This window comes from Ruminococcus sp. AM26-12LB, from assembly GCF_003480785.1.
GTDB classification, from domain to species: Bacteria; Bacillota; Clostridia; order Lachnospirales; family Lachnospiraceae; genus Blautia_A; species Blautia_A fusiformis.
The window spans coordinates 151551-165438 of the sequence record NZ_QUJX01000006.1 but is presented as its reverse complement, the minus strand read 5'-3'; the positions used below and the strand labels follow the sequence as shown (position 1 = coordinate 165438).

Annotated in this window: 10 protein-coding genes and 2 pseudogenes; all 12 read left to right on the top strand. The window is 41.3% G+C overall.

Annotation, left to right across the window (positions count from 1 at the left end; genetic code table 11):
* Positions 1 to 31: 31 nt before the first annotated feature.
* Positions 32 to 1699, top strand: coding sequence for a recombinase family protein (locus tag DW694_RS06295; protein WP_182465479.1), 1668 nt, complete (start codon positions 32 to 34; stop codon positions 1697 to 1699).
* Positions 1692 to 3383 carry a recombinase family protein gene (locus tag DW694_RS06290; RefSeq protein ID WP_117689896.1) on the top strand — a complete coding sequence of 564 codons (1692 nt, stop codon included), beginning with the start codon at positions 1692 to 1694 and terminating at the stop codon, positions 3381 to 3383. The genes DW694_RS06295 and DW694_RS06290 overlap by 8 nt, the downstream gene beginning before the upstream one ends.
* The gene (locus tag DW694_RS06285; protein ID WP_118752715.1) at positions 3373 to 4947 is read left to right on the top strand and encodes a recombinase family protein; all 1575 of its coding nucleotides are present in this window, start codon (positions 3373 to 3375) and stop codon (positions 4945 to 4947) included. Before DW694_RS06290 ends, DW694_RS06285 begins: the two co-directional genes overlap by 11 nt.
* A 134-nt stretch (positions 4948 to 5081) precedes the next feature.
* On the top strand, positions 5082 to 5552 hold the full coding sequence (locus tag DW694_RS06280) for a hypothetical protein (protein WP_117467675.1): 471 nt from the start codon (positions 5082 to 5084) through the stop codon (positions 5550 to 5552).
* Positions 5546 to 6292, top strand: a complete 747-nt coding sequence (locus tag DW694_RS06275) for a hypothetical protein (RefSeq protein WP_118752714.1) — start codon at positions 5546 to 5548, stop codon at positions 6290 to 6292. Before DW694_RS06280 ends, DW694_RS06275 begins: the two co-directional genes overlap by 7 nt.
* Positions 6264 to 6533 (top strand): annotated as a pseudogene (locus DW694_RS17180) (DUF4314 domain-containing protein); the annotation flags it as partial. The gene DW694_RS06275 and the pseudogene DW694_RS17180, both read left to right, overlap by 29 nt.
* Before the next feature lie 405 nt (positions 6534 to 6938).
* Complete coding sequence (locus DW694_RS06265; protein ID WP_055172460.1) at positions 6939 to 8213, top strand: RES domain-containing protein; 1275 nt, start codon at positions 6939 to 6941, stop codon at positions 8211 to 8213.
* A 90-nt stretch (positions 8214 to 8303) separates the two neighbouring features.
* Positions 8304 to 8852, top strand: a pseudogene (locus DW694_RS06260) (ATP-binding cassette domain-containing protein); the annotation flags it as partial.
* A gap of 15 nt (positions 8853 to 8867) precedes the next feature.
* Complete coding sequence (locus tag DW694_RS06255) at positions 8868 to 11513, top strand: ABC transporter permease (protein WP_118069993.1); 2646 nt, start codon at positions 8868 to 8870, stop codon at positions 11511 to 11513.
* A gap of 67 nt (positions 11514 to 11580) precedes the next feature.
* On the top strand, positions 11581 to 11886 hold the full coding sequence (locus DW694_RS17175) for an Ig-like domain-containing protein (protein WP_242997103.1): 306 nt from the start codon (positions 11581 to 11583) through the stop codon (positions 11884 to 11886).
* 300 nt (positions 11887 to 12186) lie between these two features.
* Positions 12187 to 12741: a sigma-70 family RNA polymerase sigma factor gene (locus tag DW694_RS06245; RefSeq protein ID WP_118070529.1), complete on the top strand. Its 555-nt coding sequence runs from the start codon at positions 12187 to 12189 to the stop codon at positions 12739 to 12741.
* The gene (locus DW694_RS06240; protein ID WP_118069995.1) at positions 12714 to 13817 is read left to right on the top strand and encodes a DUF4179 domain-containing protein; all 1104 of its coding nucleotides are present in this window, start codon (positions 12714 to 12716) and stop codon (positions 13815 to 13817) included. The genes DW694_RS06245 and DW694_RS06240 overlap by 28 nt, the downstream gene beginning before the upstream one ends.
* Positions 13818 to 13888: the final 71 nt, after the last annotated feature.

Genomic DNA, 13888 nt, shown 5'->3' with positions numbered 1-13888 from the left:
CTGACGAATCTAAATGATAGGAGCGAATACAATGAAGAATCAAATACTTAAAAAAATCTATCGTGCGGTTGTTTACCTACGCCTTTCTGACGAAGATGGTGATAACAGGGAAAGCGACAGCATATCAAACCAGAGGATACTAATCCATAGCTTCTTAAAGAGCCACCCTGAAATTCAGGTGGTAAAAGAATGTGTAGATGATGGATATACCGGCACAAACTTTAACCGCCCCGGTTTTCAGGAAATGCTGCGTATGCTGGAAGAGGGGGAAGCAGACTGTATTATTGTCAAAGACCTTTCCCGTTATGGAAGGGACTTTTCCGGTGTTTTACAGTATGTGGAACGTATCCTGCCGAAAATGGGTGTGCGCCTGATCCTTGTCAATGACAATTATGACAGCCTCACGCCAAATCGTGATTTCCTTACCCTGAGATTTAAAAGTTTAATCAATGACCTTTATCCTGCGGATACTTCCAAAAGTGTGCGTTCTCATTTGTATGTCAAAATGACAGCCGGGCAGTGTGTAGCGCCTTTTGCTTTTTATGGTTATCTGAAATCCGAAGAGGATAAACATAAGCTAGTTATGGACGAAGTGGCAGCTTCGGTTGTACGGGATATTTACCACATGAAAATGCAGGGCTGCAGCCTAACGGATATATCCGAAGAATTAAACCGGCGTGGGATCTTGACGCCCCTTCGGTATAAGCAGGTATATTTAAAACAGAAATTAAAGACAGGGTTCCGTCTGACGGAAAAACCGATCTGGATGCCAACTATGGTGCGCCGTATCCTTCTTGATGAACGCTACACCGGAGTGTTGATACAGGGAAAAACCACAACGCCAAACCATAAAGTAAAGGTTGTGATCCACAAAGAGGAAGCTGAGTGGATACGGTATGAAAATGCCTTTGAGCCGGTTATCAACAGACACCAATATGAAGTGGTAGGTAACCTGATGAAAATGGATACCATGAGGGGTGCAAAGGGGCTGGCGCTTCTTTCAGGCCTGGTAAAATGTGGGGACTGTAAAGAAAGCATGGTACTGAAAAGCCCAGATAAAGTCCACCACTATTATGTATGTTCGACGTCCCTTTATGAAAAGCAGTGCAGTTCCCATAGTATCAGTGAGAAAAAACTGGTAGGGGCTGTGACAGAAGCAATCCTGCATTATATTTCTGTTCTGGTGGAGTTGAAGGAGATACTGGCGTATGTAAAAACTGCCTCAATCCCAAGACAGCGGCTTTTGGAAGAAGACAAAAAACTGGAGATGCTGGAAAAGGAGAGCCAGAGAATTTTAAACATTAAAGTAAAACTGTATGACAGTTTTGCAGAAGAAATCCTGGACCGGACAGAATTTGAAACCTTCAAAGCAAAGTATGACCAGTCTTTAGAGGAAATCCGGCAGGCAATGGAGTGCCAGCAAAGGGAAATCCGAAACTTGCAGGAAACCCTTGAAAAACAGCAGGAGTGGCTGGAATATTTTCTGGAATACCGGGACCGGACGGAAGTGGACCGCTTAATGCTGGTAAATCTGGTCAAACGGATTGAGGTATATGAGCAGAAGCGCATTATCATTCATTTTTGGTTTGAAGATGAATTTGAAAAGGTATTGGGACTGCTGGAAACAGTAAACAGGGCAAAGCCGGATCAGCGTGTGGAAGCCTTCCTGAAAGGAAAGGGGGCGGAAGCAAGTGCCTAAGGTAAGCAAAAGAGGACAGAAAAGACAAAACAGTAAGCCGGAAGTTAAGTATCTGAGAACCTATATTTATGTAAGGCTTTCCGAAAAGGACGGAGGGCATGGCAGAAGAGATTCCATTTATATCCAAAAACAGATCTGTGAAGACTACGCAAAGAAACACCCGGAAATGCTGGTGGTAAAAGTCTATGCGGATAATGGTGTGACAGGTACAACGTTCCAAAGGGACGCATTTGAAGAGTTGATGGAAGATGTGGCAAATAAAAAGGTTGACTGCATCATTGTAAAGGATTTTGCCCGGTTTGGAAGGGACGCCTTAGATGCTGTAGATTTGATTGATGTGATTTTCCCAACCTTAAATATCCGGTTTATTTCCGTTATGGACGAATATGACAGCGCAAACCCAGCTTGTGTAGAAAACAGGACCACCAATATTTTGAAACACTTTATGAATGATTATTATGCCAGGGAAGTTTCAGAGAAACTGGTACAGGCGCACCGGCTGTCCAGGGAACGGGGAGAGTTTTGGGGTTCCAGACCTCCTTATGGATACCAAAGAGCAGAGGAAAACAGTAAGAAGCTGGTGCCGGAACCAGAGGAAGCAGAAATAATCCGGCAGATTTTTTACTGGTATGTGTTTGAAGAAATGTCAAGCTATGATATAGCAAGGGAACTGAATGGTAAAAAGGTATTAGGACCGGAGGACAGCTACCAGAAAAGGAAACAGGGAAAGGAGCCGGAAAAAAGGCGGTTATGGAGATCAGACGGTATCAGGAAGATTTTACAGAACCCCGTTTATATAGGTGCTGCTGTTTATGGGAAAACAAAACAGATGCTTGCGCAGAATATTCCCCTTCAGATGATACCAAAAGAGCAGTGGGAAGTGTGTGAAAATGCCTGGGAAGCAGTTGTGGAACGGGCGATTTATGAGAAAGCACAGGAAATTGCAAAGGAACGCTGGAAAGATACGTTGGATAACTGGGCTGCAAACCCAAAAGAAAAACAGGGGGCAGATGGCCCTTTTAAGGGAAGGATTTTCTGCGGGCATTGCGGAAGACGTCTTGGAAGAAGCAGGAGCGGAGGTAATGAGAAACACAAATATATGGTTTATAAATGCCCTTCCTTTTCCCTTACAGATCATACGGAATGTTTCCGGACGGTGAATGAAATCTACATCAATCAGGCAGTCAAGGCAGCACTCCGCTACCAGATCCAGCTTGCTGTAGAAAGTAAGAAAACCTATGGTGCAGAGTTTTATCAAAAGCTGGAGCAGGAGGTAGCAGAAAAAATAAAAAATGCCAGACAGAAGTATGAGAAATATGGAAGAAAACTGGAAACCTTGTTTGAGCATTATGCTACCGGGCTGTTGGACTGCAAGGAATATCAGGAGATTAAATCAATCTATCAGGAAGAACAGCAAGCAGCCAGGCAGAATATGAAGCAGATACAGCTTCGTGGACAGCACCTGTTAGATCAGGTGAAGGCAAGAATGGATTGGACAGAGGAACTTCTAAAGTACCAAAGATTTCAGAAGATAGAGAAAGGAATTGCGGACCGCTTTATTGAAAAGATTACGGTATATTCCAAAGACTATGTGGAAATCGTGTTCTGGTTTGGGGATTTATTTGAAAAGGAGCTGGAAAAAGAACTAGACAATATGGAAGGAGGTCTTCCGTATGCAGTGTGATTTTGTTTTTGCTTATCTGCGTCTTTCCAGAGATGATAAAGAAAAAATGGAGGAAAGCAACAGCATTAAAAATCAAAGGCTTTTAATTCAGCACTTTGTAGAAAACCAGCCGGAGTTTGCAGGGGCAAAGTTTTTCTTCTTTGTAGATGACGGTTACAGCGGTACAACGTTTGACCGCCCGGAATTTAAGCGCATGATGGGGCTGATTACCAGGAGAAAACGGATCTGTATCATTGTCAAAGATTTGAGCCGCCTGGGAAGGGATACCATAGAAACACAAAACTATATCGAAAAAATATTTCCGTTCCTTGGGGTGCGTTTCATTTCAATCAATGATTTTTATGACAGCAGCCAGAAACCTTCCGAAAGAAAGGATACGGAGATTAAATTTAAGAACCTGATCAATGGGATTTATCCCCAGATTTGTTCCAACAATATCAAAAAAGTTATGAGGAAACAGGCTGAAATGGGACAATATCATGGTTCAATCCCAACATACGGATATTGCTTCCATGACGGTGTTCATACAAAACTTCATCTGGATATGGAGGCAGCTTCCGTTGTAAGGGGGATTTTCGACCAAAGGTTGGAAGGAAAGACCTATGCAGACATTGCCAGGGACCTGAATAAAAAAGAAGTTGAAACACCTACCGTATACCTTCAAAGGAAAGGCTGGGCGCCGGAAGCAAAGAAATCTGTGAAATTCTGGGACGGAAATTTAGTAAAGCTGATTTTGTTTAATCCGGTTTATGCAGGACTGACGGTAAGAGGGAAAACAGAAACCAGGGTTCCGTCAAAAAGAGAGTACCGATATATTTCAAGAGAGGATTGGATTTGCGTAAAAGGAGGACACGAAGCGATTGTAACGGAGCAGGAGCTTCAGAAGATCCAGGACATGGTACAGAAGGACAGAAAATATTATGGGCGGACACCGTCTTCTGAGAATATTTTTTCAGGTTTGATCCGTTGCGGACATTGTGGTCGGAAAATGCGGATACGGACAGAATACAAAGAAAAGCCGATTTATTGTAAAAGTGTTACGACAGCCCCCAATGCTTCCTGTTATCCAAAGAAATATAAGCAGAAAGAGTTGGAAGAACTGGTGCTAATTATGATAAGACAGCAGGTAGCCCTTGCAGAGGATACCATAAAGCAGTTAAAGAAAGCCAATCAGACTTTGAATATTCCGAAACTCCGATATCGGAAAAAGCAATATGAAAAGAAGCTGGCGCTTCGTAAACAGGAGAAAATGGAACTGTATGAACAATATGCAGAAGAACAGATTTCTTTGAAAGATTACCTGGCACGAAAACAAACCTGTATGGAGAAGACAGCAGTTTATCAGCAAAAGATACAGGAGATAGAAGCAAGAATTTTAAAAGGGGAGGAGAAAAAACAAAAGGAGAAATCAGAGGGACTGCAACTTTTTGTAAAATATAAGGGATTGGAAGAGCTGTCTTATGAAGTTCTGCATGAGCTGATTGAAGTCATAAATTTTTATGATCCGGAACATATTGAAATTGTATGGAAATACAGGGACGAATTTCTGGAAGCAATAGGATAAGAAAGAACCGGGAGAGCTTATTGTCTTGGATTCCAGTAGAGAAGAAGATTTCATAAAAGAGGAGGAAAACGCTACGGTGTCTTCCTCTTCTTTGTATTAGGAGAAAATTTGGCAAAGAAGATGGGGGAAGAGCCATGTATCTTGAAACATATTCTATGGAAGAATTGATGGAACTGATAGAAGAGAAAGGATATTGTTCTGTGGAAGCAGTAGAAATTCTGAAAGAAATGGAACAGGCAAAAAAAGAGTATGATTTTTTACTCCGGGATTGTAAGGAAAAAGCGTGGAAAACAGACCAGGTGGTAGTTGATTATTACAGGTATCTCTTGGAAGAATTGCGGAAAGCGTTGCCCTATGATGCTATGGGAGGTCAGCACACGATTCCGATTCTGGTATTGCAAGAGTTCCGGAAACAGGATATTGTAGAAAAAATCAGGAATTTTATAGGCTGTCAGGCTGGGTTTTCTGATCATGATCTGTTACAGGAAATACAGAAATTTATTACCGTACATCTGGACCCGCAGGGAATTATCCTCTATATGGATGTACTGGGGAATCAGCCAGTGGCAAGGAATGCTTACAAACAGGGAGGACAAATGTGGTAAAAGAAAGAGTATTGGCGGTTCCGGATACAAGCATTTTTATTGCAGAACTGCCGGAAGCGACCAGAAACATCATAAGAAAAGACTTAGAAGAACACGCAAGAGAACATCATTACCGGCTGGAGTGGGATTTGAAAAATAAAGACTATGTAGCAATGAGCCGGAGATTTTGCGATATGGAAGACATTTATATGGATACCCATCTGCATTTTTGTGAGGCAGGGGAGGATATAGAGCCCTATGAAAAAAGCCTGCAGCGGACCATTTCTATCAGGTTATATCAAGACGAAGTAGAAGAACTCTGTAGGAAGTCTGGAAAAGTTGGGCTGTCAATCGGTGAACTGTTTGAAAACTTTGTTGCAGATTTGATTTGTGGTACACATACCAATGGTTCTGATGAACGCATGTATATTGAGCAATGGTTTGACCGGTGCTATTTCAGTATTATGCCAGAGGAAACATTTTTATCTTATCTGCTTGAAATGCGGGAGATAGACAGTGTTTTGGAATGCTGGGAAATCTTGCAGGAGTTGAAGGATCTGGAAGAGCCGGATTGCTATGATAAAGAGGAACTGGAGATACAGCAGAACACCTTGGAAGAATATTTTCAGGAATATAGAACCTATACAAGAGAACCGACAGAAGACCAATTGGAAGCTGCTATGGAAAAGGTGCTGGAATGGAATAAAGAAAGAGAGTATTTGTTGGAGGGAAATGTTCCAGAGAAGTCTTTGGGACGGTAGCCGGATTGGAGAAAGGAAGAAAACAGTGATAAGTAATGCGGAAAGAATTGTGTTAAGAAATATGTACCCACCGGGGTGTCGGGTAGAGTTGGAAGATATGGAAGCTGATCCGTATGTAAAACTGAGCCCCGGTGATTTAGGAACTGTACAGTTTGTAGATGATGGCGGACAGATACATGTATCCTGGGATTGTGGATACAGCCTTGCTATGGTGTTTGGTGTAGATCATTGCAAATGTGTTATGAGAGAGGAACGTTTGCAGGAGATATTACAAAGGATACAGGCTATGCCATTTGAGAGCTTGGAAAAAATGGAACGGTATGTTATGGAAAAATTATCAGGGGTTTTTCCTAAAATCAGTTTTCAGAAGAAAGAAGGGCAGGAGGTTTTTGTAGATATGGGAGTTGCCGCATTTATGAAGAAGGGTCTTGGTGTGGCAATTCAATATGAAACTGACAGCCAGCAGCACATCTTTATAAAAAAGATGGAAATGCAGGGACAGGATATTAAAGGAAAATTTGTCTTTCAAATGCAACAGAAACAGCGGTAGATTGAGAACAAGGATAGTAGAAATAAATAAGATTGTGATGATTAGTAATATTTGATAAGATATAAATAAAATTTATAAGAATATCGGGGGAACGATATGAGGTATTGCTGTGAAAAATGTTTTTCTAATAAGTATTTAAAAGAATATATCTTATCGGAGAGGAATGTAGGAAAATGTGATTATTGTAATTCCAATGGAGTAAACATTATTTCTACAGGAGAAATAGGAGCCTATATCCGAGAGTGTTTAAAAAAAGCGTATGAAGATATAGAAAATGGTACAGGGGCGTATTGGGACTCAGAAGAGAAACAATATTGCAATCGGACAGGAAGGAGTGTAGCTCCTTATTCAATCAGAGATATTTTAGTAGAAGAAGAAAATGTTTTAAACGAGGCTGTTATAGATACGACTATATTGGAAGATATATTTTCAGATTCAGGGTTAAGTTTTGAAGAAAAAAAGCAAGGGGAATCAGATGTATTTGAAGATATAGATAATTGTAATTTGGTACTTAAAGATGATTTATATGGCCTTGAGGCAACAAAAATGTATTATACATGGGAATTTTTCAAGTATATTACAAAATACTATAATAGATTCTTTGATATAGATAAGGATTGCCAGAGAAGAGATTATTTAAAAGAATTAGTACCATATATTTTAGAATATGATACTGTTATAAAAGCAGGAACGATTTATTATCGAGCAAGGAAATTGAACGATGAGAAATTACATGATCTGGATTATGCAGGGGTTTACAAAGAAATGGCTCCTGCACCCCCTAAATATGCAACAACAAATAGAATGAGTCCAGCAGGTATTTCATATCTATATGTTGCATCAGATAGAGAAACGGCATATAAAGAATGTCGATATAAAGATGCAACAGTAATGGTTGCTGAATATGTATTAAAAGAAGAATTGACAATTATTGATTTTTCTCAAGTTGCTTTTGTTACTACCAAAAGTATATTCAGCGAAGAATATGATCATGATTTACGTTGGATAAATAATTTTCTTGATGCATTTATTAAAGAGATAACCTCTCCAGTGGATGATAAAAAAGAAGATCATTCCTATGAATATGTAGCAACTCAGGTTATAGCAGAATATATAAGAAGCCTAGGATATGACGGAATATGTTTTAATAGCAGTGTAGGGAGAGGAAAAAGTTATGTATTTTTTTGTGGGCCAAACATGGAGTACAGTTCTGATGGATATGATTATATAGATGAATATTTATGGGATACTTATCCTAAATTGACATATTTTACGGACTGGTTTGATATTCAGAAGCTGGAATACAATTATGTTTTTCAAGATGGGGTTAAATATCGAGTGGAGAAGAAAATTGTTTTAAAAGACGAGTAATTCTGATTAACTCAAACTATTATGAAAGATTGCTGAAATAGGCAGTCTTTCTTTTTGTGTAAATTCAATATTTTTTTTGGATATTACTTGACAGGATAGGGAAAATCCACGTTGCTGCACATGCTGGGCGGGCTGGATCGCCCTACAAGCGGTACGGTCATGGTGGACGGACAGGATATTTTCTCCCTGAAGGAGGAAGCGCTGACCATCTTCCGCCGCAGGAAAATCGGCTTTGTATTTCAGAGCTACAATCTTGTTCCGGTGCTGAATGTATATGAAAATATCATTCTACCAATTGAACTGGATGGTGGAAAGGTAAACAAGAATTTTGTGCAGCAGATCGTGCAGACGCTTGGACTGAGCGACCGCTTGGATGCGCTGCCAAATCAGCTCTCAGGCGGTCAGCAGCAGCGTGTGGCAATCGCCCGTGCTTTGGCGGCAGCGCCCGCTATCATTCTGGCAGATGAACCGACAGGTAATCTGGATTCCAAAACCAGCCAGGATGTATTGAGTCTTTTGAAAGTCACAAGTCAAAAATTCGCCCAGACAATCGTAATGATCACTCACAACGAAGAAATTGCGCAGATGGCAGACCGCATTATCCGTATCGAAGATGGTCGGATCGTCTCCGAGAACTAACGGGAGGTGGCTACGATGAATGTCAAAAACAGAAAATGTATTCGAAAGCTCAGCTTAAAATCTCTTTATGCGAACCGTCGCCGCAATCTGATTGCAATTTTTGCTATTGCGCTGACCACGCTGTTATTTACTTCCATGTTCACCATTGTCCTGTCATTGAACGCCAGTTATGAAACCTACCAGTTTCGGCAGGTAGGCGGCTATGCGCATGGCACCTTTAAGGATGTTTCCCCCGAGCAGGCGGAACGTATCGCTGCCCACCCAAAGGTGAAGGCTACGGGGGTACGGAAGGTAATCGGTATCACTGCGGAGGGGGTCTTTGCCAAAATACCGGCAGAGATCAGCTACATGGATGCCAACTGCACTAAATGGAGCTATGCCACCCCTACTATCGGACGGATGCCCGAAAGCGGCAAAGAGGTGGCTATGGATACGACAGCGTTGCAGCTGCTTGGTGTGACACCGGAACTGGGTGCCGAGGTCACGGTTTCCTATTCCATCATGGACAAAGATCAAACCGGTTCTACTGTAACAGATACCTTTACGCTAGTAGGCTATTGGGACTATGATGAACTAATGCCTGTTCACTACATCAACATCAGCCGTGATTACGCAGATGACATCGAAGCGCAGGCAGTGAAAACAGGGTTACAGCCTTTCCGCACCGATTTGAATGTCATGCTGGCTTCCGGCACAAACATTCAAGGGCAGATGGAGCAGGTGGATACCGATCTTGGTTACACATGGGACAGCTATACTGATCCCAACAGCGTCCGAATCGGCGTCAATTGGGGATATACCTCATCTCAGCTGGAGTCGCAGCTCGATCCAGAGCTGATAATTGCCATAGCAGCTTTTTTGTTGCTGGTGATTTTCACGGGGTATCTTATCATCTATAACATTTTTCAGATCTCTGTTGCAGGGGATATCCGGTTTTACGGACTTCTGAAAACCATTGGCACAACGCCCCGGCAGCTCAAACGCATCATTCGCCAGCAGGCACTTCTGCTTTGTCTGATCGGCATTCCGGCGGGGCTGCTACTGGGCTACGGCATCGGTGCTGTTCTGATGCCTATTGTCTTGCGCTCCACCAAGTTGGATGCAGGCATCACCACCATCAGCACTTCGCCTGTGATCTTCCTTGGTTCCATGCTGTTTGCCCTGTTGACGGTGCTCTTGTCCTGTTCCAAGCCTGGAAAAATGGCAGCCAAGGTCTCTCCAGTGGAGGCTATCAAATATACAGATGCAATGCAGACTAAGAAAAAACAGCGCAGCACCCGGGGGGCCAAGCTCCATCAGATGGCCTTTGCCAATCTGGGACGAAATAAGAAAAAGACGGTGCTGGTGGTGTTGTCTCTGGCACTGTCGGTGACACTGTTCAATGCGCTGTGTGCCTTTGTGGGAGGCTTCAGCATGGAGAAGTATGTGTCCAGCATGACCTGCGCCGATTTTATCGTCAGCACGCCCGACTATTTCCGCTACAACCCGGCAGATGAATTCATCACGCCAGAACAGATCGGAGAGATCGCAGCAAACACAAAGGCCAGTCTTTCCGGCACGGGATATGCTGTGCGAAAACCCGCATATCTGTGGATGACGGAGGATGCTCTGCGGCAGGACTATGCATTGTTCGAAAGTGCTGAGCAGGTGGACAGCCATATGAGCCGCATGGAGCACCGGGGCAATATGGTGATGGGAAAGACCAGAATTGAGGCTTTGGATAACAGCCTGTTTGACAAGCTGCAAGTATTCGACGGAGATATTTCTCCTATGCTGGAGCCAAACAATAACGCTATTGCCATTGCGGTTTCCTTAGATGACTACGGTAATCTGCCCAATCCTGAATACTACCCCAAGGTGGGAGACACGATCACAGCTACCTATGCGGACGATGTGAAATATATCGACAGCCGCACCGGGGAACTCTGCACCGAAGATACACCGGAGGAGTACCTTCAGGAAAAACTGTGTGGAGCCAGAGATGTAGAGTACACGGTCTGCGCCTTGGTAGAGCTTCCGTTTTCCATGAGTTATCGTTATGATGGTATTGGATATGAGGCGGTTTTGTCTGTGGATACCGCACAGAGGGACAGCGGTGGTGCAGCCATTCCGATGCTCTACCTGTTCGACACAGCGGACGAAGTTGACGAGGCCGAAGCAGAGCAATATCTATCGAAGCTCACTGCCGGTGAGTTTTCGCCCTTGATGTATGAAAGCAAGGCCACGGCTCGCTCTGAGTTTGCTCAATTCCGGCAGATGTTCCTTCTGATCGGTGGTATCCTCTGTGCTATCATCGGGCTGGTGGGACTCTTAAATTTCTTCAACGCCATGATGACCGGTATTCTTTCCCGCCGCCGTGAATTTGCTGTGCTTCAGGCTGTAGGAATGACAAACCGGCAGCTCAAAACCATGCTGATCTACGAGGGATTGTTTTACGCAATGTCTTCCGTAGCGGCGGCCTTTATTCTGTCGCTGGCGGTGGGACCTCTTGCGGGGAAAATGCTGGGCAGTATGTTCTGGTTCTTTGAGTATCGGTTTACCATTCTGCCTGTCCTGCTGACAATTCCAGTATTTCTTCTGCTGGGGTGGCTGATTCCCTGCATGATGTATGATAACGCAGCGAAATGCAGCATTGTAGATCAGTTAAGGGATGCTCAATAATTGCTAAGCCAAAATTAGCCCTCTGTCAATGAAAAGGCTGAGGGCTGGAATTCAAATAATAATCAAAGTGACCATTACACTGGCCAGCGGCAAGAAACAGGTCATTTCCGTTACTGTGCAAAAAACAACGGTAAGAACAACAAAGATCACCGGAATGAAATCAAGCGTGACCGTTGCAAGAAATAAAAAACTTACGCTGAAACCGGTCATCAGCCCGATCACTTCCCAGGAGAAAGTTACCTACAGTTCTTCAAATAAGAAGATCGCAACGGTAAGTTCCAGTGGTGTGATCACTGGAAAGAAAAAGGGAACAGCCTATATCACAGTGAAATCTGGAAATAGTTGCAAAAAAGTAAAAGTAGTTGTTAAATAAAAATGATTTAAACAGGAGCTGCCGTTCATGAATGCACATTGAATGGCAGCTCCTTTTTTTCATTTTTGGCATGTAGCTTTATTTGCAGAAGCAGATTACGATATTAATAGTTGACCAGGGAGAGAAGAATGATTAGATAATATGTTATAGTGATAATGGAATTATGGTAACAAAAAAATTTATAAAAAAAGTGCAACCAAACAGAAAAAAATACGTTATATATAATAGACAACATTAATATGGCACACTGCAAATAGCCTATCTGCATAAAAGCACTAATATACAAGGGAGAAATGTGATATGGAAGATATACATATTATAAATTTATTTTTAAAAAGATCAGAAGATGCAATTCGCCAGGTAGAAGTAAAGTACGAAAAATTTTGCTTTAAGATTGCATGGAATATTTTATATAACACAGAAGATTCAGAAGAATGCGTAAATGATACGTGGCTGATAACGTGGAATAAGATTCCGCCCAAAACGCCAACAAAATTATCTGCATTTCTTGGAAAAATAACCAGAAATTTGGCATTGGATAATTTCAGAAAGAAAAATGCTTCAAAAAGAGCAGATACACATATGATGGATATTTGTGGTGAAGTGGAAAAACTGGAAAGTACAATAAAGGATTATGTGGAAGAGGATATAAAGAAAAAGGAAATTTTGAATATTTTAGAAAAATTTTTAAGTGATTTAAAAGCAGGGGACAGGGATATTTTTGTCAGGCGATATTGGTATATGGATAATATTAAAGACATTGCAAAAAGACATGGATGCTCTGAGACTAAAATTAAATCCAGCCTTTTTCGAAGCAGAAACAAATTATGGGAAGAGGTGAAAGAAATCATATGAAAAAAGAAAACAATTTTTTGGATCTGATGGGAGAAATAGATGAAAAATTTGTTTATGAAGCTTCCTTGCCATGGGAAAAGCGAAATGTTAATTTGAAATTAAAATTAGCAAAAATTGCAGCAGCAGGAGTTGTAATAGCATTATTGATAGGAGGCTTGGGACATCCGCATGAGATAAAGGCGGCCTGGGAACAGATTACTTCGTGGATTCAAACTGCATTGGGGATTAATGAAAATGTAGAATCATATATAGATAGTGTTGGAAAAACGATTACTAAAAATGGAGTTTCTATTACGTTAGATGAAATTGCTGCTGATAAGGAGAATTTATGGGTGGCAATATCTGATAATATAAATGCTTCAAAAGAAAAGGAGACTATTCTACTAACAGAAGTGGAGATAAATGGAAAAGCGGCACAGTTAGATGGAACATATGCTCTGGAGAAAAAGGAGAACGGAACAGATGGTCAGGTTTGTCATTATAGGTTGGAAGATACAACTATTAAAGATAATACAGCAGATATAAAAATGAAAGTATGGTTATTTGATCCAACAGAAATGGATACTGCAGATACAGAAGATACGGATGACTATATTTTTGAATTTTCATCAAATTGGGAAGAACTGGAGAAGAATACAATAAATGTAAATGTGAATAAAAAAATAAAGATATCTCCAAATCAAAATCTGACGATTTCAAAAATGAGCTTAAACGATTTGGCAAGTACAATTTATGGAAATTTGGATAATAAAGAATATGAAGATTATTATTTACTAGGAACCGACGATAAAGGAAATCAGGGGCTTTATAGAATGACAAATTATGGAGACACAGAGACTGTGTTTGAAGAAAGCAGAAATAATACAAAATATAAAGGAATTTCTCCAGATGCTAAAACGGTGACATTAGAATTATATGTAAATAAAGAAGAAAAAAACAGAACAACATATAAAAAATATGAAACTGGAACAGAAGATACTTACGGAGAAGGCGTAGGACGTGTTTATGAAAGTGATGAAGATCCTCTGGATTTATATAGCCCAGTGGAAGGAAAAATAGAAATTAAAATCAGATGACAAAAGAATAATTTTATCGAAGAGAGGAACAGCCAATATCATCTGCCTTCAGATATTGGCTGTAATATATA

Coding starts and splice junctions, on each gene's coding strand:
- DW694_RS06295 (WP_182465479.1), top strand. CDS start 32: ATGAAGAATCAAATACTTAAAAAAATCTATCGTGCGGTTGTTTACCTA.
- DW694_RS06285 (WP_118752715.1), top strand. CDS start 3,373: ATGCAGTGTGATTTTGTTTTTGCTTATCTGCGTCTTTCCAGAGATGAT.
- DW694_RS06280 (WP_117467675.1), top strand. CDS start 5,082: ATGTATCTTGAAACATATTCTATGGAAGAATTGATGGAACTGATAGAA.
- DW694_RS06265 (WP_055172460.1), top strand. CDS start 6,939: ATGAGGTATTGCTGTGAAAAATGTTTTTCTAATAAGTATTTAAAAGAA.
- DW694_RS06255 (WP_118069993.1), top strand. CDS start 8,868: ATGAATGTCAAAAACAGAAAATGTATTCGAAAGCTCAGCTTAAAATCT.
- DW694_RS06245 (WP_118070529.1), top strand. CDS start 12,187: ATGGAAGATATACATATTATAAATTTATTTTTAAAAAGATCAGAAGAT.
- DW694_RS06240 (WP_118069995.1), top strand. CDS start 12,714: ATGGGAAGAGGTGAAAGAAATCATATGAAAAAAGAAAACAATTTTTTG.